Origin of the sequence: Flavobacterium bizetiae, assembly GCF_902804475.1 — a bacterium.
In the GTDB taxonomy this organism is placed as follows: Bacteria; Bacteroidota; Bacteroidia; order Flavobacteriales; family Flavobacteriaceae; genus Flavobacterium; species Flavobacterium bizetiae.
This window is the reverse complement of the sequence record NZ_CADCSU010000174.1, coordinates 23,082-45,878: the sequence shown is the minus strand read 5'-3', so window position 1 is coordinate 45,878 and position 22,797 is coordinate 23,082. Positions and strand designations below refer to the sequence as shown.

The window sequence follows — 22,797 nt, the reverse complement described above, 5'->3', positions numbered from 1 at the left end:
AAAATCGAAATTACAAATAAAATAATAAACTGTTTCTTAGAAAATCTTAAAGTATGCAATAAGCATATTTTATAGGCTTTCCAGATTATCCCATTCGTACTCAATTTTATTCAGTTTTCTGTAATAGGGAATAAGTAAAAGTATTTCTAATCTTATAGAAAAATGGATGTTATTATCTACAAGAGGCAGCGCAAACATAGAAACAATGCAAATTACGATTCCGCAAATGGCATCTATTTTGCCTATTGAAATTGCATTGGGCTTTTCGAACCAAATTGAATATGCAGCAAAACCTTTAAAAATCATAACTGCAATAATAAAAACTCCTATTCCTGAAAAGGCAGTATTGCTTGAAAAGCCATAAAGAGAAAGATTTACATTTGGAATAAAAAAGTTCGTAATAACAGATGCAATGGCGCAAACACTTAAAATCATAAAAATCCAGCAAAAGGTTTTAATCCACCACGGTAATAGTTTTCGCCTAATTACAGGTGCTTTGTCAAATTCGTCAAAATGACTTTCTAATTCGTGATTCATGGTATTATTCTGTATGTTTTTGGATTAGATAACTTGAGTAAGAATCAAAATCAGGAGAATAATTTGTACTCCAAGAATGATCCAGAAAAAGTTTCTGCTGGGTTGCGAAACATTTTTTAAGCCTGTTATGATTTTATTTTTGATAATATCTGAAAAGCTTACATTTTCATCTTTAAAATCTACTTCGTCAAGGCTTATTTTTTTAAGTCCGTAAATCAATATTTTTTTAACCCATTTGTTCTCATCAGAATCTTTAAACGCTTGTATTAATTTTAATTGAAGCATAGCTTTGTCTGCTCCTGTTTTTAATAACTCAGGTTGTTTTGATTTGAATTTGTCGATCACTTTATCAATTATAGGAAAAAGTAAAACTTCGCCTTTGTCTAATATTAATTTATTAATGATTTTTGACATTATATATTTATTACCCAAAGTAAATAATAAAAACGGGCCGGCAAATATAGAGATTACTGTTAAGCCAAAACCAATAGGTCTAAGTGCAAATAACAGCATTATAGCAGCTCCTCCGGTAACGTGTCCCATGCCGGTTCCTGATTGATAGACTATGGTACAAAGTGTAAAAACTCCTATAAGAGCATATAAAAATTGTCCGATAATGTTTATTTTGAAAAAGCTAAATGTTGCACTGCTAAATAATTTGGCAGTATACTTTAAATTGTCATTCATTAAATTGGTTTTGGTTTAGTTAATGTTTTATCTGAGTAAAAATATAGAAAAAACATTACAAACCATTAAATGTTTTGAAGTCTGTAATTCAATATGGATTTTTAGAAAATTATGATTGCGATTCTTCTTGTTTAAGATTTAATTTTTTTACGATCCATGGCAAAGTGAGCCCCTGCCCAATAAGCGTTAGCAATACAACGGCAACAGAAATAAAAATGATCGCATCGCGTTCCGGAAAAGGAGTTCCGTCTTCAAGTTGTTTTGGAATACCAATTGCAATGGCCAGAGAAACAATACCCCGCATTCCTGACCAACTTAATATAATACTGTTGTTGGTGTCAAGAAGAGCATGTTCGCTGACTCTTCTTTTTCGTTTGGTATTTTGAAAGGCTTTTTGAAGATTTATTTTTTGAAGAAATATCCTTGCCATTCTTATTAATAAAGCTACAATTGTGATAATAACAGCATAGCCAATATAAGGCAATACCATCCCGTTATCAATATGTTTTAATACATAACGAAAGTTAAGTCCAATTAAGATGAAGATTAATCCGTTAAGCAAGAAAATAATAATGTCCCAAAGACTTCTGGATTGGTTCTTTAAACTTTCCGGAAATATTTTTTTGCTAAAACGGGCTATGGTAAGTCCTAAAACAACAACGGCAATAACTCCTGATACATGTAAGTTTTCTGCAACCAAATAGGCTACAAATGGCATTAAAAGCATAAAACTTATTGTTACGTTTATATTTTTTTGCACGCGGTTTAAAATGAAAGCCAGAATTTTTGCCAAAGTGAAACCCACTAAAAAACCACCGCCTAATAACAAGATGAATTCTAAAGTAGCTTTCCAGATGATAAAGGATGATCCCATTACCGCGGCAACGGCAAAACGATAGGCAACAAGTGCAGAGGCATCATTTATAAGACTTTCGCCTTCTAAAATGGTTAAGGTTTTATGTGATAATTTTAATCCTTTTGTTACGCTGATTGCAGCAACGGCGTCAGTAGCCGAAAGTATTGCTCCTAGTACAAATGCTAGTGGCCACGTCATTCCGGGAATTATATAGTAGGCTACAACCGCAATTCCTGCCGCGGTAAGAAAAACTAATGAAACGGCTAAGGTTCCAATGGTATTGATGTTGGTTTTAAAATCTTTTGGAGAAATATTAAAAGAGGCATCGTATAATAATGGCGGAAGAAATATCAGGAATATGATTTCAGGATTGATTTCGATTTCGCTCATGGTGGGAATAAAACCAATGGCGATTCCTACGATAACCAATAGAATATGATAAGGAAGTTTAGCTTTATCAGCAAAGGCAGATAGTCCTATAACAATGGCGAGTATAAATATAATAATGCTGTAGTTTTCCATTATGGATTAATTTTCATTGAGTTGTTTTGCTAAGTTTTCGATGTCAGATGGACCACTTAGATTTTTTTTAATAATGTTTCCGTTTTCGTCCGTTAAAAAATGCCACGGAATTGCAAGAGACGGATTGCCGTATAAATTTCGTAGATCAGCGTCTAGTTTTTCGTTTGCGCGAATATGATTTCCTTCAAGATTATAAAAATGACTCATTTCTCGCCATTGCGCTTCACGATTTTCTTTGTCTATAGAAATGTAAACCATGGTAATGTTTTTTGATTTTAGTAATTGGTATAATTTGGCATTGTCTTTAAACTCTGCCTTGCACGGTCCGCACCACGTTGCCCAGATATCGACATAAAATAGTTTTCCGTTTAATCCTTTTATGGTTTCTTTTACGGAGTTGATGTTTGCAGCATTATCTATGAATTTAATTTTCTCGTTTAAAGGTTCTTCCTGTTTTTTGTGAAATGCCAAAATGGGGATGATCACAGGCTCCAGAAAATGAGTGTAAGTGCTTGCAGGATATTCTTTTTTAAATTGCTCAAAAAGCGCAATCAGTTCTTTTTCGTAGTTTTTATTGATTGCTTCATAATAGAGATAAGCTGCAAAATAATATTCGAGTTGAGGTCCGGATAAATATTTTTTTGCATTAGCAATATTATGAGTATGAATTAGTCCTTGCTTATTAAATTCTTGTAGTGATGCAATATCTATTCCCTCAATAATTAATTCTTTATAACGTAAATAATTTTCGACGTAAAAATAAAACCATGGAGAGCTTAAAAGTTCAGGATTGGTAACGGGATTTGACTGAAAAATGTCTGCCCAGAGTTCTTTGTATTGTGCAGGACTTAGTTTGTTTTCTTTGTAAGCTGAATTTAAGTAATTTATAAATGCAAGACTTCCTTGTGCGCCTTTATAAAAGTAATCACGATCTGTCTGTACAAGATTGTAAAAGTTTTTAGAAATGATTTTATCTTTTAATAATTGTTTAAAACCTTCTAATTCTGTTTGTTTACTTTTTTCTAATTTGTGTTTTATTTCAGACGGAATACTGTCTTTGATATAACTTTTTGTTTCAAGTTCAAAATGTCCTCCAACAATCATGCTTCGGTTAGGAATCTGATTGTATAATGATTGTCCTTTTTGGTTTTGAGATTCTATGCGAAATTTGTTTTCGGGGGCTTCGGTATTGATATAAACTTTATAAGTCATTCCGGGTTCTGCGATTAAAGTTCCGAATGATTTGTATTTGTTTGATAAATCGATGAAAGCAGTTTTATTTAAAGGAAGATTTATTTGAAAATTACCCGCAGCATCCGGCTGAACAGAATCTGTAAATCCAAAGAAATCTATCCCGTTTATGGGTAACGTATATTCTATGATATCAGGAATTTTGCCATCAATTTTCCCGATAATTTTTATATTATCTTTTTTCGTCTGGCCCATTAAGCATAAGGGAAGCAGTAAAATTACAAGAGATCGAAAGAGGTTCATTGGTTTAGTTTTGAAAGAGGTTTGAATATTTCAAATATAATATTTATTTGTTTTGAAGACTTTCAGTTAATAAATTAGATTGTTTTGAGTTTATGTTTTTTGTTTAAAATTTAGTTCGGATATTGTATAAGTTTTTGGCTGTTTTAATTCAATTTACTATTAAAAGATCTAAAATTGTCAATTTTTGGTAACGGTTTTACCGTGATTTTTTTTGATGTTTTTTTGACTATTTTTTCAGAACCTAGTGCTTTTGTTATTTCGGTTCTTTGTCCTGATAATAGGTTAAAATCCGTTTCGGTGGTTAAGTTTTGGCCATCCCAAACCACATTTGATATTTTTTGTAATTCAAAATAGCCATTTTTAAATTTAAAGAGATGCGAAAAGTGGTTTTTGCCAATTTCAGAATATAAAATCAAATTGCCATCTTCAATCATTACATCAGGAATTTGATTCCCACCATATTTTCCGTTTGGATATTGGGCTTCCATTAATTTTTTTGTGGCTACGTTTAATTTATATTTTCCGTTTTTTTGTAAAAAATAGATCTCTAATTTTAAAGGCTGTGTATTATCTATTGTATCCATTTTGATAAATACTTTATCTACTAAGCCATCATTGTTTAAATCGCCTTCTTCGGTTCTAATAATGACATTAAAATCATCTTTTAATTCTTGTGCTTGCACGTAAATGGTAATTTGGAAGAGAATAAAAAGTAGTGAGAATATCTTTTTCATTAGATCTAATTTTTGCGTTTTACTGAGATTTGGTAGTTTTTGTTTAAAATAGAAACGCTGGAATTTAATTTGGTTTCGTTATGCTTTCAATTGTTGGTACAGATAAAGCTTTGTCTACGTAATGATCGTATTTTAAAGAGTAGTATTTTTTTTCATCAAGTTGTATTAAACCGTTAAGATAAATATTCTCGCCAGAATATGAGCTTGTTGGCAGTTGATAACATACATTTCTTTTACTATACTTGAATTTATATATTGGCAATGTTGAGATGAAATTTTTATAAGTAAATTCAGTTGGCAAAAAATAGATTACACTTGAGAATTTTCCACCTTCTTTGTCTGTTATCAATGTTAACTCCACTATTTCTTTTGTTTCTGGATTGTTGAATTTAAACTTCTTGTGATAGGTCGATATTGAATCATTTAGCAATCTAAAACCTTTTGATGATAATTGTTTATGCTCGCTAGCATTAGAATAATTAATTATTTTTCTAAAGTCAGTTATTTTTAATGTCTGTGCAAAAGATAGGTTTACAAACAGTATTATGATTAAAACATAGAGGTTGTGTAAATTCATTTCATTTGTTGTGCTTTTTATTATTTGATGCTTTCTGATTTTCGTTTCAATTTCCAAATCAATTGCTGAAATTTTAATTTAGCAGAAAATAAATTAGCAATCAGAATCTCCATTTAAAACAGTAATTTTAAAAGTGAGCATAATCTTTTGTTTTTGTGAGTTCTGACCATCTCGCAGATAAAAACTTAGCATAATTTGTAGGGCTTATTCCGTAAGTTCCTAACGAATGACCGTCATTTATTTCTACTAATTTCATAGTATCATTGTCGTCTATTCCAAAATCTAAAGCGTATGAAGCCGGAGCACTTTTAAAATCTTTAATGGCATTTTTAATTACAGACAAGTCGAGTTTAGAATCCCAGGCACCTTTGTACTGTCTTATGTCTAGAATTTCTCCATATCTTATAAAACATCTCCATTCGGTTTTAAAATTGACTATTTCAGAGCACCAAATTTGAGTAGGGTTGTCATTGTCAACTATTCCAATAAAGTCTTTATAGTTTTTAACGACTTTTCCGGTAAATTTTTTGGTTTCTTTTTTTGGTTTTATAAAAATATTCCAATTTCTTTCGTCTGCAAATATTTCTTCAATTGTAGCAACCCAAACTTTTCTGCCTAAGTATTTTTCTAATTCTTTAGGATAGTCTATTTCGTTTGAAGGTCGCTCGATTCCAAATTTTTCCAGTCGTTTTCTCACATTGCCAATTCCGCCAACAATTAAACTTTCCGGATCGTTGTCTTCAATATCCTCTACTGAAAAATATTTTTCGGTTTCCCAGCCTAAAGTTTGAAAGCCCTCGTTGGCAACATAAGCGTTTACATTATAATAGTTTCCGGATTTGTCTGTTTGAATGTATGCTTTCATTGGGTAAGTGTTCTTATTTTATGGCTGAAATTTATGATAAGTAAAATATCATTTTAATATTTTTCAAATATAAACTTTTTCTTATAAATATTTTGAGAGGCGTAAAATTCCTAACTTTACAATTCTGATGTAGAACAATAGTAGAAGCGAGGTGTGGGCGTTTTTTATTTATTGGTTATTGTATTAATGTTATTTTGAAAACAGATGTCCTAGCCCCGATAGCAGCGGCATCCTTTTGTGCCGGCGTTCGGCATAAAAGATATAGCGGAGAGCGGGATTAGCTCCTGATAATGACACGTAAAGTACTGATATGCCACGAATGTCAGGTTTTAAAAATGTCATGTTGTCAGATTGTTTTTATTGTGCCGACAGGAAAACTGACAATTTACTTTGGTTTTTTATATTGGCACAAAGATTGACTTATGCCACCTGAGTTATAAATTAGTATATCAAAATTAAATATATAAAAAATGGGTAAAATAATCGGAATTGACTTAGGTACGACGAACTCTTGTGTTTCTGTAATGGAAGGTAACGAAGCAGTTGTTATTCCTAACGCAGAAGGAAAAAGAACAACGCCATCTATCATCGCTTTTGTTGAAGGTGGAGAAATTAAAGTGGGTGATCCTGCAAAAAGACAAGCGGTAACGAATCCTACAAAAACGATTGCTTCTATTAAACGTTTTATGGGACACACTTTTGCTGAAACTCAAGAAGAGGCAAAAAGAGTTCCTTACAGTGTTGTAAAAGGTGACAACAATACTCCACGTGTGGATATTGACGGTCGTTTATACACTGCTCAAGAATTGTCAGCAATGACACTTCAAAAAATGAAAAAAACTGCTGAAGACTATTTAGGTCAAACTGTAACTGAGGCGGTTATTACTGTTCCTGCTTACTTTAACGATGCACAACGTCAAGCTACTAAAGAAGCTGGTGAAATTGCTGGTCTTAAAGTTATGCGTATCATCAATGAGCCTACAGCAGCAGCTTTAGCTTACGGATTAGATAAAAAAGGAACTGATCAAAAAATTGCTGTTTACGATTTAGGTGGAGGTACTTTTGATATCTCTGTTCTTGAATTAGGAGACGGTGTATTCGAAGTATTGTCTACAAATGGTGATACTCACTTAGGTGGTGATGATTTTGACCAAGTTATTATTGACTGGTTAGCTGACGATTTCAAATCTGAAGAAGGTATTGATTTACGTTTAGATCCAATGTCATTGCAACGTTTGAAAGAGGCTGCAGAGAAAGCTAAGATTGAATTATCATCTTCTGCTGAAACTGAAATCAACTTGCCTTACGTAACTGCTACTGCTTCTGGACCAAAACACTTAGTGAAAAAATTATCTAGAGCACAGTTCGAAAAATTATCTGATACTTTAGTAAAACGTTCTATGGAGCCAGTTGCTAAAGCATTAAAAGATGCAGGTTTATCTACATCTGATATCGACGAAGTTATTCTTGTTGGAGGTTCTACTCGTATGCCAAGAATTGCTGACGAAGTTGAAAAATTCTTTGGTAAAAAAGCGTCTAAAGGTGTTAACCCTGATGAGGTTGTTGCTATTGGAGCTGCTATTCAAGGTGGAGTTTTATCTGGAGATGTAAAAGATGTATTGTTACTTGACGTAACGCCTCTTTCTTTAGGTATCGAAACTATGGGTGGTGTATTGACTAAATTAATCGAGTCTAACACAACTATCCCAACTAAAAAATCTCAAGTATTCTCTACTGCTGCTGATTCTCAACCATCTGTTGAAATTCACGTATTACAAGGAGAAAGAGCAATGGCTGCTGATAACAAAACTATCGGTCGTTTCCACTTAGATGGTATTCCACCAGCACCAAGAGGAGTTCCTCAAATCGAGGTTACTTTTGATATCGATGCGAATGGTATCATCAAAGTTTCTGCAACTGATAAAGGAACTGGAAAATCTCACGATATCCGTATCGAAGCTTCTTCTGGTTTAACAGCTGAAGAAATCGAAAAAATGAAAAAAGATGCTGAAGCTAATGCTGATGCTGACAAAATAGCTAAAGAAAGAGCTGAGAAATTAAACGAAGCTGACAGCATGATTTTCCAAACAGAAAGTCAATTGAAAGAGTTAGGAAGCAAATTAGCTGACGATCACAAAGTTGCTGTTGAGTACGCTTTAACTGAATTGAGAATGGCTCACCAATCTCAAGACATTCCAGCTATTCAAACTGCTCTTGACAACATCAATGCAGCTTGGAAAACAGCTACAGAAGCTATGTATGCTCAAGGTGAACAAGGTCAACAAGCTGCTCCACAACAAGAGCAATCTGGAGACAATGTTGAAGACGTTGAATTCGAAGAAGTAAAATAATTCTTCTTTAATGATAATGAAAAGCCGAATCAGAAATGATTCGGCTTTTTTTATGTCTTGTTGTATCTACTGCTGTTATTTGGGGCTTGATTACTACAAAATGATAAATGTCATTTACTGTTCGAATTCTTTTTCGTAATATTACTATGTAAATATTTTTGCATGAGAAAGATCAAATACAAGAAAGGACGTAAGCTGCAACACATTACTTTAGAGTATACTGGCACACAAAAAGAGCATAAAACCGAGATGCAACTTTTTGTATATGATGATGCAGATGTTATTGAATATGAAAAATTCAGTGTCTTAGCATTAAATACTTGTATTGATTATACTAAAAATAATTGGCTCAACATTCACGGATTAAATGACATTAACTTACTTAAAACAGTTGGTGCTCATTTTAAGCTGGATGATTTTTTATTAGCCGATATTTTAAATACCAGCAAAAGAACAAAACTTGAAGAACAAAAAGATATTTTGTTTTTTAATATAAAATCGCTTTTGCCTTCTGAATATTCAGATAATATTAGCGTTGAGCAAATTAGCTTTATTTTGAAAGACGGAATTTTGATTTCGTTTCAGGAAAAAAGAAGCGATTTTTTTACTCATATTCGCGAGCGTCTTCGTACTCATGCCGGAATTGTAAGAACCAAAAAAGTCGATTATTTACTGTATTTATTGTTAGATGCGGTAATGGAGAATTTTTACATTACAATTCAAGACGAAGAAGATAAGATCGAAGAATTAATCAATCTGACTAAAAAAGGAGCCGATCCCGTTATTCTGGAAAAAATTGAAAATCACCGTGATAATTTTAATTTTTTAAAACGTTCAATAGTTCCGTTAAGGGATTCGTTGTATTATTTAAAAACAATTAAAGATGATGATACTTATAACGGAATTGAAAAAGAAACGTTTAGTTTTTTCATTCGTTTGCATCAAAAAAGTTTAGAACTTTTAGAGCAAATTGAGTCTGATATGAGTTCACTAGAAAGTGCTTCAAACTTTTATTTTTCTGAACAAAGCCGAAAAATGAATGAAATAATGAAGACGCTTACCATTATTTCGGCCATATTTATTCCGCTTACATTTATTGTTGGGGTCTACGGAATGAACTTCGAAAATATGCCGGAGCTTCGCTATAAATATGGGTATCACAGCGTGATGATTGCAATGTTTTTTCTTGTAATTGCCCTGATTATTTATTTTAAAAAAAGACGCTGGTTTTAGCGTTTATTATATAATTCAAAAATTTGTTAAGTTTCAAAATATAAAATTATGAGTAAAGCAGTATATATAGCCACAAGCGACCATAATAGTGGGAAATCAATTATTACACTCGGTTTGATGAGTATTTTGATTGGTAAGACAGCTAAAGTAGGTTATTTTAGACCCATTGTAGAGGATTTTATTGATGGAGAATTAGACAATCATATTGAAACGGTTTTGTCGTATTTTAATCTGGATATTAAGTTTGAAGATGCGTATGCAATAACGAAAAGCAAACTGATCAAGAAGAAAAATAAAGGAAAAATAGGAGAGGTCCTGGATCTTATTATCGAAAAATACAAAAAGCTTGAAGAACGCTTTGATTTTGTTTTGGTAGAAGGAACAAGCTTTACAGGTGAAGGAACTTCGATTGAATTGGATTTGAATGTTTTAATTGCAAAAAACCTCGGAATTCCTACTATAATACTGGCATCCGGAGTTGGAAAAACTTTAGAAGAATTAGTTGATAATTTATATTTGGTTTATGATTCTTTTAAAGTAAAAGATGTTGAGGTTTTATCTGTTTTTGCCAATAAAGTACAGCCCGAGAATATTGAACTGGTTACTAAAAGTCTGCAAAAAAGTTTACCTGCAAATGTTTTAGTAAATACAATTCCGCTGATATCAAGTTTAAACAATCCAACAATGCAGGAAATTGTTAATGAACTTGATGCAAAAGTATTATTTGGAGGTAATTATCTGAATAACGAAATTGGGCATTTTAGTGTTGGAGCGATGCAATTGCATAACTATTTAGTGCATCTACATGATAATGCCTTAGTAATTACTCCGGGCGATAGATCAGATATTATTTTAGGTGCTTTGCAGGCAAATGAATCAGCTAATTATCCAACAATTTCAGGAATTATTCTAACAGGAAATATTGTTCCGGAAGAGAGTATTTTAAAACTTATAGAAGGACTTTCTGCCATCGTACCAATTATTGCTGTTGATGGCGGAACGTATCATATTACAAATAAAATTGGGAAGATAAAATCAGAGATTTATGCCAACAATACGCATAAAATAGAAACCTCGATTAGTACTTTTGAAAAATACGTTGATAACGATGCTTTATCTGAAAGATTAATCACTTTTGAAGCCGAAGGTATGACACCAAAAATGTTTCAATACAACATGGTTAAAAGAGCTAAACAGCATCGCAAACATATTGTTCTGCCTGAAGGAAACGATGAGAGAATCATTGTTGCAGCATCAAGATTGATGGACATGAATGTTGTTGATATTTCGATTATTGGTGATAAAAAGCAAATAGAAAATAAAGTAACAGAACTAGGTATTACGCTTGATTTTTCAAAAGTAAATATTATAAACCCAATAGAATCTGAATTCTATGAGGACTATGCCAATACATATTATGAGCTTAGAAAAGCAAAGAATGTAAGTATTACAATGGCAAGAGATTTAATGGAAGATGTATCTTACTTTGGCACCATGATGGTGTATAAAGGTCATGCTGACGGAATGGTTTCTGGTGCTGCACATACTACGCAACACACCATTTTACCGGCACTTCAATTCATTAAAACAAAACCAAATTCATCTGTAGTTTCATCGGTATTTTTCATGTGCCTAGAAGACAGGGTTTCTGTGTTTGGGGATTGTGCTATTAATCCAAACCCAACAGCAGAGCAATTGGCAGAAATTGCAATTTCATCTGCAGAATCAAGTGCCGCTTTCGGAATCGAGCCAAAAATTGCAATGCTTTCTTATTCTTCAGGAGCTTCAGGAAAAGGAGATGAAGTAGATAAAGTAAGAACCGCCACCGAAATTGTAAAACAAAGACGTCCGGATCTAAAAATTGAAGGACCAATTCAATACGATGCCGCGGTAGATCGTGCAGTTGGTAAAAGCAAAATGCCGGACTCTGAAGTAGCAGGGCAGGCGAGTGTACTTATTTTTCCTGATTTAAATACAGGAAACAATACTTATAAAGCCGTACAGCGAGAAACCGGAGCATTAGCTATTGGTCCAATGTTGCAAGGTTTAAATAAGCCTGTAAACGATTTAAGCCGTGGTTGTACAGTAGATGATATTATCAATACAGTAGTTATTACAGCAATTCAGGCGCAAGGACTATAATTAAAAATCTGAAATTAAAAATTAAAAATCCTGAGTAAAAAACTTAGCATCTTAGTCACTTAGGACCTTAGAAACTTTATAAAAAAAATGAAAATATTAATTATCAATTCAGGAAGTTCATCAATTAAATACCAATTAACGGTTATGCCAACAAACGAAGTAATTTGTACGGGTATGATTGATAGAATTGGACTGGAAACTTCAAATATAACGTTTAAAACTTCTTTACATTCCTTAGAAGAATTACTTCCAATCCCTAATCATAAAGTGGGGTTACAAAAAGTGGCTAATATGCTTTTAGATCCGGAAAAAGGAGTTATAAAATCCACTTCAGAAATTAGTGCAGTGGGACATAGAGTAGTGCACGGAGGAAGTGATTTTAGTGATACTGTTAGAATTGATGACAACGTAAAAGCTAAAATTAAACAGCTTTTTGAATTGGCACCATTGCATAATCCTGCAAATTTAGAAGGAATTAATGTAGCCGAAGAAATATTTAGTTCAGCACAGCAAATTGCTGTTTTTGATACCGCTTTCCATCAAACAATGCCTGAAGTAGCATACAAGTATGCCATTCCAAATTATCTTTTAACAGAGAATAAGGTTAGAGTTTATGGTTTTCATGGAACGAGTCATAAATATGTGTCTGAAAAAGCCATTGATTTTTTAAAAGAAAACTCAAAAATTATCACAATTCATATTGGTAATGGTTGTAGTATGGCAGCAATTAAAGACGGAAAGTGTATTGATACCACAATGGGATTTTCGCCATCTAATGGCTTAATAATGGGAACAAGAAGCGGTGATATAGACCAGTCGATAGTTTTTTATATGATTAAAAATCTGGGATATTCTGCAGATGACGTCAATTCAATTTTATTAAAACAAAGCGGAATGCTTGGTCTTACGGGGTATAGCGATTTACGTGATATTGAGTCAGAAGCAGCTAAAGGAAATAAAGATTGTCAGCTTGCTTTATTTATGAATGCATATCGTATTAGAAAATATATTGGTTCTTATACAGCGGCTTTAAATGGTTTGGATGCTATTATTTTTACAGCCGGAATAGGTGAGAATTCTTCTTATATGCGTCAATTAGTGTGTACAGATATGGATTATTTTGGAATTGAATTAGATTATGAAAAGAATCAAATTCGTTCTAAAGAAATCCGAGAAATTAATACACCAAATTCAAAAGCAAAAGTTTTGGTTATACCAACAGATGAAGAATATGAAATTGCAAATCAGGTATACCAATTGCTAAACAATTAATTGTTTTAGAATTTTAAATTACCTGAAATGATTATTTCATTAGTATTGTTTTTAATTTTTACAGTTCTTTCAGCGATTCATTTTTATTGGGGTTTTGGAGGTAAATGGGGAAGTCATGCCGTTGTACCAACCAAAGAGAATGGAGTTGCGGTTTTTATACCCAGAAAAGTTTCAACTTTTGTTGTCGCTATTGGTTTGTTATGTTTTGGTCTGTTTTATTTGATAAAATATGATTTCATAGGGGTAAACTTATCAAAATGGTTAGATGAATCTGGATTTTGGATCATAGCTTCTATATTTATAATAAGAGCTATTGGTGACTTTAACTATGTTGGTTTATTTAAGAAACATAAAAGCTCTAAATTTGCCCTGAATGATGCAAAATATTATACACCATTATGTCTGGTAATAACTGTACTAACTTTACTACTAGAATTAAAGAAGTAAAAGATTTAAATTAAATAATATAAAAGAGCTCCTTTACGGGAGCTTTTTTTATGCTTTAAGATTAAAAATTTTGTGAGTATCTTTGGCTATAAAACCGAATATTTTGAAATCGATACTTTTAAAACTTCTTTTCTTCTTTTTCATTGCTTCACAAATACAAGCACAAGAATTACTTCCTTTCGTAGAAAACTATAATAAATCAGATTATCAGGGAGACAATCAAATCTGGAATGTCGCTCAGGGAAAAGATGATGCCATGTACTTTGCTAATAATCACTATCTATTACGATATGATGGTGTGATTTGGGAAAAGTATACTTTACCTAATAAAACCATTATTCGTTCGATTATGATCGAAGGAGATAAAATATATTCCGGTTCTTATAAAGAATTTGGTTATTGGTATCGAAAAGATGGTAAGATGCATTATGTTTCAATTACCAAAAACTTGCGTTTGTTTGATGAAAAAGATAATGAGGAAATCTGGAAAATTTTCAAATTCAACGGATCAATTTATTTTCAGTCATTTAATGATGTTTTTATTTATGATGGAAAACACATTGAGAAAATTAAATTTCCATTTTTAATATCTTATTGTTTCGTTGTCGATAATGATCTGTATGTAGCCTCAGTAGAAAAAGGGCTTTTTAAAATGAATGGTTCAGAAATTTCAAATCCTAAAGGTTGGAATGTCTTAAAAAAGACAGTTGTACACGCCATCGAAAAGTTTCAAAACAAGACGTATATATTTACACAGAAAAAAGGAATTTTTATAGTAGAAAAAGGCGGTTTAAAACCGTGGAATAATCCTTTAAACGAAACTTTAAAAGCAGCAACCATAAATGTCGCTAAATTTATTAAAGGAAATAAATTGGTTATAGGAACGGGAAATAGGGGACTTTTTATTTATGATTTTCCAACAAATACCTATAAAAATATCGATCGAAATAATGTTCTAATGAATAACTCTATTTTGAGCATTGGTTTTGATAAAGAAAATGATTTATGGCTTGGTTTGGATAACGGAATTGCTCATGTAGAAGTAAATTCTCCTATTTCATTTTTTTATGATAACTCAGGATTACTTGGTTCTGTTTATTCTGTCGCAACTACTAACAAAGGATATTTAATCGCTTCTAATCATGGAGTTTTTGAATTTGATTCCGGTAAGTTTCATATGATGCCTAACACACAAGGGCAAGCCTGGAATATTACTAAAATTAATGATAAATATATTATTGGCCACAATGACGGTACATTTTGTTATGATAATGGTGCATTAGTAAAAACCAATAATGTTAGTGGTGGCTGGAATTTGTCTAAAAGTATTATTAGCAACACCTATTTTCAATCTACTTATAGTGGAGTTTTAGTTTATGATGATATTTCGAAACTTACTCAGACTAAAAAAATTGAAGATCTTTCGAAGCCAATAAAATATGTTGCACAAAATAAAAATAATGAAATTTGGGCAGCAGATAATTACAGGGGATTGTATCGTGTTTTATACGATGACAATTTTAAGACTAAAAAAGTTGAAAATATTACACAACAAAGTAAAATCAATAATGATTTTGGAGTAAAGATTTTTGAATTTAGAAATGAGATTCTTTTTCTAATTAATAATTCATGGTACACTTATAATTCTATAACTAATAAATTAGAAGAGAATGAGTTGTTTAATCTAAACTTCAAGGATATAACCGATGTTGTTGCTATTGACGACGATCATTTTATGGTGCTTCAAAACGGAATTTTATACCATATTCAGGCTTTAGGAAATAAATTTGTATGGAATATTATTCAGGAGAAATATTATAAAGGAAAATTAATCAATGATAATTTAAGAATTTTTAAAACCAATAATCATTATTTGCTGAATCTTGATGACGGATTTATTTCCCTTCAGTTGAAATATGAAAACAAGCAAAATTCTGATGTAAAAGTTGAAGCATTTAATGATGATAATCTGGTTTCTGATGAATCTACGATTAAATATAATACAGAATTGAGGGTAAATGTAATCTCAGGTATCTACGGCGCAAGTAAACCAAATCTATTTTATAAGCTCAACAATAATAAAGATTTTATTCAAATCTCTGACGGATTGATTGTACTGAATAATTTAAGCAGTGGTAGTCACTCTATGATAATCTACAAACATAATGGTGCCAGTTATGAAAAAGTTTCGGAGTTTGAATTTAATGTAGCGAAACCATGGTATTTTTCAATATGGATGGTGATTTTATATATACTTGTGATAGGAGCAATACTCTTTTTCTATTATAAATGGAATAAGTTGCGATATATCCAGAAATTAAAGTTGCAGGCAGAAGAATTAAAGCACCAGAGAGAAATTCTTGAAATGGAATTGAAAGCCGAAAATGAATTGAACGTTCAGGAATATGAAAAACATATTTTGGAATTAGAATTACAAACAAAATCATCAGAAGTTGCCGGAAAATCTTTGTCAATTGCAAAACAAAGTGAAATGATCGAAAATATCCAGGGTATTCTCGATTCAGAAAAAGATTTTAATAAACTTAAAAGTGAAATTAGAAAAGCAATCAAAATAAACGAAGTAAATAAACACGAATGGGTGATTTTCGAAACAAATCTGAATCAAATTCATAATGAGTTTATCATAAATCTTTCTAAAAAATTTCCAAACCTTACTCCAAAAGATATAAAACTGTGTGTTTATTTAAAAATGAATCTTTCATCTAAAGAGATTGCACCTATGATGAATATCTCTTTTAGAGGGGTTGAACTACACCGATATCGCTTAAGAAAAAAATTAAACCTCTCTCAGGAAGAAAACCTGTCAAAATTTTTATTAAGTCTGTAAGATTCGTATTTAAATTTTAAGGATCTTATATTTTTCTATACCAATTTTTACATAATCGCAATGCATCATTACTACATCATAATGTAGTGTTAAAGAAAAAATATTAACATTTATTGTTCTGATAATCATGTTGATATGAATAAAATTTAACACAATGATGTAGCTATGCTGTAGTGGTTTATGATGTACTACAACGTTGTAATTGCGTAATTTGGCTTCACTAACTTAAATGATTACAAACTGTATGAAAAATTTTATTTTTAGCTTTTTAGCACTTTTGCTACTACCGGCGTATATGTCTGGTCAAGCAATTAAAGGAAAAGTAGTAGACAGTAGCGGAATGGGAATTCCTGGAGCAGTTATCGCTTCCTCTGATGCCAGAGCAACTACTGATGCAGATTTTGACGGAAACTTTACAATCAATGCAAAACCTGGAGACATATTAAAGGTCTCAATGTTAGGTTTTGATTCTGTTTCTGTCCCGGCAACTGCCGCACTAATGTCAATTACATTAAAAGAAGCCGGAGATACGGCATTAAAAGAAGTAGTTGTTATTGGTTATGGAACCAGAAAAAAAATTGATAATACGTCAGCTATTACATCTTTAAAAGCTGAAGATATTACAAAAACTAAAGTGCTAAATGCATCACAGGCAATTCAGGGTAAAGCTGCCGGTGTTCAGGTAATTTCTTCTGATTTACCAGGAAGTACTCCTTCAGTTGTTATTAGAGGTTTGGGGACAGCATTAGGAGGAAGATCTCCTTTGTATATTGTAGACGGGATGCCTACAGAAAACATTAACAACATTAATACCAATGACATTACTTCATATGAAATTTTAAAAGATGCGTCGTCTTTAGCAATCTACGGTACTAGAGCGGCTAATGGAGTTATTATCATTACTACTAAAAAAGGTAAAGGTGAAAAAGTGTCTGTTGAAGTTGAAAGTTTTGCTGGTTTTAGAGAACCTCTTAAAAAGGTAAAAATGGCTAATAGCGCTCAATATGTAGCATATTCTAATGCTGCTTTGGGTACTAATAAATTCACAACAGATCAACCTGTAAATACAGACTGGTTTGATGAAATTACAAGAACAGGATCTTATACTCAAAATAATATATCTATCTCTGGAGCTTCAGAGAATATTAAGTATTTTTTTAGTGCAGGAAACTATGAAGAAAAAGCGGTATTAAACGGTTTAAATTATAGTCGTACAAGCTTTAGGAATAATAATGAATACAAGATTTCTAAAAAAGTAACATTAAATCAGAATTTTAGTTTTACTTCTGCTAATTCAACTCCTAAACCGTTAAGTGCTTTTACAAATGCATACAAGCAATCACCACTTATTCCGGTATACTTTTCTAATGGCCAATATGGTGCTCCTTATGTTGATGGTAATGGAGTTGCAAGTCCAAGAGGAAATTCAATTAATAATGTTGGTAATCCTGTTGCTCAATTAGATTACTACGACGAACAACAAAAAAGTATTACTTTACAAGGAGGTCTAAAATTAGACTATGAAATCATAAAAGGACTAAAATTCACGTCTCAATTTAATGGAGAGTATTATTCATGGAAGCAATACAACTTCGAGGATACTAAAAACTTATGGCTAGTTGCAAATCCAAATCGAGTTGCTTCAAATTATTTAAGTACCGATCCTATAAATCTTTTAACAAGAGGTAGAGAGCAATATTTTAATTGGAATTTATCTAATTATTTGACTTATAATAAAGTATTTGCACAAATTCATGATGTAGAATTAACTGCAGGTATTGAAACATCTGTAAAAGGACCAAGAGAAAAACTATCAATTGTTAGAAAAAATGTTAGTTCGGATTCTAATTATTGGTCTTTAAATGATGCTAATTTAAATCATGGTGTTGATTACGTAGCTTCGATTACTAGTTTATATGATGTAGTTTATAACGAAAGTAAACTGGCTTCTTATTTTGGAAGATTTCAATATAAATTAATGGATAAATATTTGTTTACTGGTACTGTTAGACGTGATGGATCTTCAAATTTCGCAAAAGATTATCGTTGGGGAACTTTCCCGTCTTTTGGTGTAGGATGGATTGTGACGAAAGAAAGTTTCTTAAAAGATGTAAAAGGAGTTGACTTAATAAAACTAAGAGGTTCTTGGGGTAAATTAGGTAATCAAAATGTACCATTGAATAATCAAGGGTATGCTTCTGGCTTAAATAGTTATTTAGGTGGATCAATTTTAAATGAAGGTACAAGTATTACCTCACAGATAGATCCAACTTTAACGTGGGAAATTACAGAAGAAGCATCTGCAGGTATTGATTTTGAATTTTTAGACAGCAGATTAAAAGGATCATTTGATGTTTATGATAAAAATACCGATAATGTTATTTTAAATGTTAAACCGTTTGCAACTTCTGGTATCACTGTCGCATCACCTTCTCATGTTGGTGAAGTTTCAAACAAAGGTTACGAAATCGCTTTACGCTGGGATGATAAAATTACTGAAGATTTTAGCTATTGGGTTGGAGGTAATTATTCTCATAATAAAAATGAACTTACAGGTTTAAAAGATGTGTCACTATCTCAGGTTATAGGTGGTAATTTAGGTAATGGTATAGATACCAAGTTGTTGTATAACAATTCAGTAGGTCAGCCATTAGGTAGTTTTTATCTTTATGAATATGCAGGTGTAGATCAAGCAAATCGAAATATCATCTATTACACTGCATCTGGACAAAAAGTTACCCAAGATGCTTTATCTGCTACAAGAGATAAAAAATATCTAGGTTCTATTTTGCCAACATCTAATTATGGGGTTTCATTAGGAATTGTTTATAAAAACTTTGACTTTTCAGTTGACGGATATGGTACTGGAGGAGCAAAAGTTTACAATGGTAAAAAGGCACAGCGTTTTGGAGGTGAAAATATAGAAGCTTCAGCAACAAATAATTATTGGACTGTGGCTAATAAAACATCTACTAACCCTGCACCTTCTAATACAATTCCAGTAGCTTCAACATATTATATGGAATCTGGTGATTTCTTTAGAATCAATAATATAACTTTAGGTTATAAACTTCCTCTTAAAGAAGACCAATTTATTAGTTCTTGTAGATTGTATCTAAATGCAATTAATCCATTTATCACTCAAAAATTCTCCGGTTTTTCTCCAGAACTAAACGGAGATGGTAATCCTTACGGAAATCAAGGAGTAGAACTTGATGCTTATCCTACATTACGATCAATTGTTATTGGTGCTAATTTAAAATTTTAATATTATGAAAAAGATATATTTATTGATGGCTGCTTTCTCAGCTATCTTTCTTGTGAGTTGTGCAGATGACTATCTGGATGTTAAGCAAACAGAAACTGTTTCTACAGAGGATTTAGAGTTGTTTAACAACGACAATGGTGCAAAAACATTTGTAACTGCAATTTATAGTAAGTTTTTAGACTGGGATATGAGTTCTTTTGGATGGATTGGGTTAGCGAGTATAACTTCTGATGATGCAGATAAAGGTTCTATACCTAGTGATCTTGGAGATGATAAAGATGTTTTAGATGCTTTAACTTATAATTCATCAAATCCATCTGCAGAAAGTACTTTTAATGCTAATTATGATGGAATCAACAGGTGTAATCAAGCTTTAGCTATTCTTCCTAAATTAGATAAAGCAGACGCTGCTTTAAGACAAAGATTGATGGGGGAGGCTAAATTTTTAAGAGCTTTTATGTATTTTACCTTGGTTAAATGTTATGGAGGAGTTCCTATTGTTGATCATTTATCAAGTATACCTTTATCTGCAGAAGATAAAGCAATGCAGCTAACTCGTAAAAGTGCTGCAGAAGTATATGCTTTTATAGAAAAAGATTTAAATGATGCAATTGCAGTATTGCCTGCAAAAGCTTCATACGCTGACGCTGAAAAAAGCAGAGCATCAAAAGGTGCAGCTTACGCGTTATTAGCTAAGGTGAATTTATATCAGAAAAATTGGCAAAAAGTTGTAGACAATTGCAATCTGGTTACGGGTTATATTATTGTTCCAGATTATGCTAAAATGTTTAGACTTGAAGGAGAGAATGATGCAGAATCTATTTTTGAAATAAATGGTGTTGGTTCTGTACCCGCAAGAGGAATTTCAGGATATTCTAATGTTCAAGGTGTACGTGATGAGTTTGGTTGGGGATTCAATCAGCCATCTGAAAGCTTATTAAATGCTTATGAATCTGGTGACGTTAGAAAAAATGCTACTATTATTTTTAGAGGAACAACATTGTATGATGGAAGAGTAATTCCTCAAGTATATGATAAAGATGGTAATGTAGATACAACAATTAATCCTAGATATAATTTTAAGGCTTATTCTTCTGCATATACAGGTGCTTGGGAAACTGATGCAAACATTAAATACTTGAGATATGGAGAAGTATTGTTAATGAAAGCAGAGGCACTTAATGAATTAGGACAAACTTCGGATGCTATTCCTTTGTTAAACCAAATTAGACATAGAGCTGGATTAGGTGATACTCCTGCAACTACTCAAGATGCTGTAAGAACTGCAATCTGGAAAGAAAGAAGAGTTGAATTGGCATTTGAATTTGATAGATTCTTTGATTTAGTTAGAACGGGACAAGCAAAAGCAGCTTTTGCTGCTGATAAAAATGATGTTTTTCCAAACGGTAGAGTTTTTACAGAAAATAAAAATGAATTATTCCCTATCCCAGATTCATTTATTAGAATATCTGAAGGTATGTCAAAGCAAAACCCTGGTTATTAATTAAGATTTTCAAAATCACTCCCTTCTCAGGAAGGGAGTGATTTTTATTAATTGTTTTTAAATTTTTTTATAATGGTTAGAATTTCAGTTTTATTATTAGTTTTTAGTCTTTTTGGTTGCGGATCTAATTCTGATAAATCAAAAGAAAATGAAGGAGAAAATGTTACAACTGTAAAATTAACAGATGAAGAACTTTTAGCAACTGTTCAAAAACAAACATTTAAATATTTTTGGGATTATGCTGAACCAAATTCCGGGTTAGCTAGAGAAAGATACCATCCTGATGGAGTTTATCCTGAAAATGATGCTAACATCGTAACAACAGGTGGATCAGGTTTTGGTTTAATGGCATTGGTTTCAGGTATGTCTCAAGGTTACATTACAAAAGAGCAAGGAGTAGAGAGACTTAACAAAATTGCTGATTTTTTAGGCAAAGCAGACCGTTTTCATGGAGCGTGGTCACACTGGATTGACGGAAATACAGGAAAAGTAAAGCCTTTTGGAACCAAGGATAATGGTGGAGACTTAGTCGAAACTTCATTTTTGGTTGCGGGAATGATTACAGTTCGTGAATATCTTAAAGATGGTTCTGAGAGCGAAAAAGCAGTTGCTCAAAAATATGATGCACTTTGGAAAGGTGTTGACTGGCAATGGTACACTAATAATAAAAATGTATTGTACTGGCACTGGTCGCCTTCTTATGCCTGGCAAATGAATTTCCCACTTGAGGGATATAACGAGTGTTTAATCACTTATGTATTAGCAGCATCTTCGCCAACACATTCAATTGATGCAAAAGCGTATCACGAAGGTTGGGCGAGAAGTGGCGGAATTGTTTCTTCAAAAACAAAATATAATATTCCGTTAGTCCTAAAACATAATGGAGCAGAAGAATATGGCGGACCTTTATTCTGGGCGCATTATTCTTATGTAGGACTTGATCCAAACCAATTAACAGACAAGTATGCAAATTATTGGGATTTGAATGTTAATCAAACAAAAATAAATTACGAATACTGTGTAGAAAATCCTGGAAAAGTTAAAGGTTACGGACCTGATTATTGGGGACTAACAGCATCTTATTCGAGAAATCCTGATGGTTCTATTGGTTACAATGCTCATATGCCAAGTAATGATCAGCAAGTAATTTCTCCAACAGCAGCAATAAGTTCAATTGTATACACTCCAAAAGAATCTATGGCTGTAATCAGAAATCTTTATGACAACCATAAAGATCTAACTTGGGGAGAAGCAGGTTTTTATGATGCCTTGAGTCTGGGTAATAATAACTGGGTTGCAAAACGTTATTTAGCAATTGATCAGGGGCCGGAAGTGGTTATGATCGAAAATTACCGCACTGGTTTATTATGGAAATTATTTATGAATGCGCCAGAAGTAAAACAAGGTTTAGTTAAACTTGGTTTTAAATCAGGAAAATACGGAATTCAATAATATTTCGA

At 32.3% G+C, this 22,797-nt stretch carries 16 protein-coding genes; 9 read left to right on the top strand and 7 right to left on the bottom strand.

The window, feature by feature from the left end:
* Window positions 1-69: 69 nt before the first annotated feature.
* The 7 genes from FLACOL7796_RS22035 to FLACOL7796_RS22005 all read right to left on the bottom strand — a co-directional run bounded on the left by FLACOL7796_RS22035 (window position 70) and on the right by FLACOL7796_RS22005 (window position 6,272).
* A complete protein-coding gene (locus FLACOL7796_RS22035) occupies window positions 70-537 on the bottom strand; it encodes a hypothetical protein (protein WP_173972937.1) in 468 nt (155 codons plus the stop codon).
* A gap of 24 nt (window positions 538-561) precedes the next feature.
* Window positions 562-1,224 (bottom strand): hypothetical protein, encoded by a 663-nt coding sequence (locus tag FLACOL7796_RS22030; protein WP_173972936.1) that lies wholly within the window; start codon window positions 1,222-1,224, stop codon window positions 562-564.
* 109 nt (window positions 1,225-1,333) lie between these two features.
* A complete protein-coding gene (locus FLACOL7796_RS22025) occupies window positions 1,334-2,602 on the bottom strand; it encodes a Na+/H+ antiporter (RefSeq protein ID WP_173972935.1) in 1,269 nt (422 codons plus the stop codon).
* 6 nt (window positions 2,603-2,608) lie between these two features.
* Complete coding sequence (locus FLACOL7796_RS22020) at window positions 2,609-4,096, bottom strand: TlpA family protein disulfide reductase (protein ID WP_173972934.1); 1,488 nt, start codon at window positions 4,094-4,096, stop codon at window positions 2,609-2,611.
* Between the two features lie 143 nt (window positions 4,097-4,239).
* Window positions 4,240-4,830 carry a hypothetical protein gene (locus FLACOL7796_RS22015; protein WP_173972933.1) on the bottom strand — a complete coding sequence of 197 codons (591 nt, stop codon included), beginning with the start codon at window positions 4,828-4,830 and terminating at the stop codon, window positions 4,240-4,242.
* 64 nt (window positions 4,831-4,894) lie between these two features.
* On the bottom strand, window positions 4,895-5,464 hold the full coding sequence (locus FLACOL7796_RS22010; RefSeq protein WP_173972932.1) for a hypothetical protein: 570 nt from the start codon (window positions 5,462-5,464) through the stop codon (window positions 4,895-4,897).
* 70 nt (window positions 5,465-5,534) lie between these two features.
* A complete protein-coding gene (locus tag FLACOL7796_RS22005; protein ID WP_173972931.1) occupies window positions 5,535-6,272 on the bottom strand; it encodes an ATP-grasp domain-containing protein in 738 nt (245 codons plus the stop codon).
* Between the two features lie 470 nt (window positions 6,273-6,742).
* Here FLACOL7796_RS22005 and dnaK point away from each other — a divergent pair, with 470 nt between their 5' ends.
* The 9 genes from dnaK to FLACOL7796_RS21960 all read left to right on the top strand — a co-directional run bounded on the left by dnaK (window position 6,743) and on the right by FLACOL7796_RS21960 (window position 22,789).
* On the top strand, window positions 6,743-8,623 hold the full coding sequence (gene dnaK, locus FLACOL7796_RS22000) for a molecular chaperone DnaK (protein ID WP_173972930.1): 1,881 nt from the start codon (window positions 6,743-6,745) through the stop codon (window positions 8,621-8,623).
* A 162-nt stretch (window positions 8,624-8,785) separates the two neighbouring features.
* Window positions 8,786-9,856 carry a magnesium/cobalt transporter CorA gene (corA, locus tag FLACOL7796_RS21995; protein WP_173972929.1) on the top strand — a complete coding sequence of 357 codons (1,071 nt, stop codon included), beginning with the start codon at window positions 8,786-8,788 and terminating at the stop codon, window positions 9,854-9,856.
* A 48-nt stretch (window positions 9,857-9,904) separates the two neighbouring features.
* Window positions 9,905-11,998, top strand: coding sequence for a phosphate acetyltransferase (gene pta, locus FLACOL7796_RS21990; protein WP_173972928.1), 2,094 nt, complete (start codon window positions 9,905-9,907; stop codon window positions 11,996-11,998).
* Window positions 11,999-12,085: 87 nt separating this feature from the next.
* Window positions 12,086-13,270, top strand: coding sequence for an acetate/propionate family kinase (locus FLACOL7796_RS21985; RefSeq protein ID WP_173972927.1), 1,185 nt, complete (start codon window positions 12,086-12,088; stop codon window positions 13,268-13,270).
* Between the two features lie 27 nt (window positions 13,271-13,297).
* Window positions 13,298-13,717 carry a DUF3995 domain-containing protein gene (locus FLACOL7796_RS21980; RefSeq protein ID WP_173972926.1) on the top strand — a complete coding sequence of 140 codons (420 nt, stop codon included), beginning with the start codon at window positions 13,298-13,300 and terminating at the stop codon, window positions 13,715-13,717.
* A gap of 103 nt (window positions 13,718-13,820) precedes the next feature.
* Window positions 13,821-16,565, top strand: a complete 2,745-nt coding sequence (locus FLACOL7796_RS21975; RefSeq protein WP_173972925.1) for a helix-turn-helix and ligand-binding sensor domain-containing protein — start codon at window positions 13,821-13,823, stop codon at window positions 16,563-16,565.
* 244 nt (window positions 16,566-16,809) lie between these two features.
* Window positions 16,810-19,833: a SusC/RagA family TonB-linked outer membrane protein gene (locus FLACOL7796_RS21970; RefSeq protein WP_173972924.1), complete on the top strand. Its 3,024-nt coding sequence runs from the start codon at window positions 16,810-16,812 to the stop codon at window positions 19,831-19,833.
* A gap of 4 nt (window positions 19,834-19,837) precedes the next feature.
* Window positions 19,838-21,337 (top strand): RagB/SusD family nutrient uptake outer membrane protein, encoded by a 1,500-nt coding sequence (locus FLACOL7796_RS21965; RefSeq protein ID WP_173972923.1) that lies wholly within the window; start codon window positions 19,838-19,840, stop codon window positions 21,335-21,337.
* Window positions 21,338-21,409: 72 nt separating this feature from the next.
* The gene (locus FLACOL7796_RS21960) at window positions 21,410-22,789 is read left to right on the top strand and encodes a glucoamylase family protein (protein WP_173972922.1); all 1,380 of its coding nucleotides are present in this window, start codon (window positions 21,410-21,412) and stop codon (window positions 22,787-22,789) included.
* The last annotated feature ends 8 nt before the right edge of the window (window positions 22,790-22,797 follow it).

Excerpts from the sequence above, each read along its gene's own strand:
- FLACOL7796_RS22035 (WP_173972937.1), bottom strand. The coding sequence starts at position 537 with ATGAATCACGAATTAGAAAGTCATTTTGACGAATTTGACAAAGCACCT.
- FLACOL7796_RS22030 (WP_173972936.1), bottom strand. The coding sequence starts at position 1,224 with ATGAATGACAATTTAAAGTATACTGCCAAATTATTTAGCAGTGCAACA.
- FLACOL7796_RS22025 (WP_173972935.1), bottom strand. The coding sequence starts at position 2,602 with ATGGAAAACTACAGCATTATTATATTTATACTCGCCATTGTTATAGGA.
- FLACOL7796_RS22020 (WP_173972934.1), bottom strand. The coding sequence starts at position 4,096 with ATGAACCTCTTTCGATCTCTTGTAATTTTACTGCTTCCCTTATGCTTA.
- FLACOL7796_RS22015 (WP_173972933.1), bottom strand. The coding sequence starts at position 4,830 with ATGAAAAAGATATTCTCACTACTTTTTATTCTCTTCCAAATTACCATT.
- FLACOL7796_RS22005 (WP_173972931.1), bottom strand. The coding sequence starts at position 6,272 with ATGAAAGCATACATTCAAACAGACAAATCCGGAAACTATTATAATGTA.
- dnaK (WP_173972930.1), top strand. The coding sequence starts at position 6,743 with ATGGGTAAAATAATCGGAATTGACTTAGGTACGACGAACTCTTGTGTT.
- corA (WP_173972929.1), top strand. The coding sequence starts at position 8,786 with ATGAGAAAGATCAAATACAAGAAAGGACGTAAGCTGCAACACATTACT.
- pta (WP_173972928.1), top strand. The coding sequence starts at position 9,905 with ATGAGTAAAGCAGTATATATAGCCACAAGCGACCATAATAGTGGGAAA.
- FLACOL7796_RS21985 (WP_173972927.1), top strand. The coding sequence starts at position 12,086 with ATGAAAATATTAATTATCAATTCAGGAAGTTCATCAATTAAATACCAA.
- FLACOL7796_RS21980 (WP_173972926.1), top strand. The coding sequence starts at position 13,298 with ATGATTATTTCATTAGTATTGTTTTTAATTTTTACAGTTCTTTCAGCG.
- FLACOL7796_RS21970 (WP_173972924.1), top strand. The coding sequence starts at position 16,810 with ATGAAAAATTTTATTTTTAGCTTTTTAGCACTTTTGCTACTACCGGCG.
- FLACOL7796_RS21965 (WP_173972923.1), top strand. The coding sequence starts at position 19,838 with ATGAAAAAGATATATTTATTGATGGCTGCTTTCTCAGCTATCTTTCTT.
- FLACOL7796_RS21960 (WP_173972922.1), top strand. The coding sequence starts at position 21,410 with ATGGTTAGAATTTCAGTTTTATTATTAGTTTTTAGTCTTTTTGGTTGC.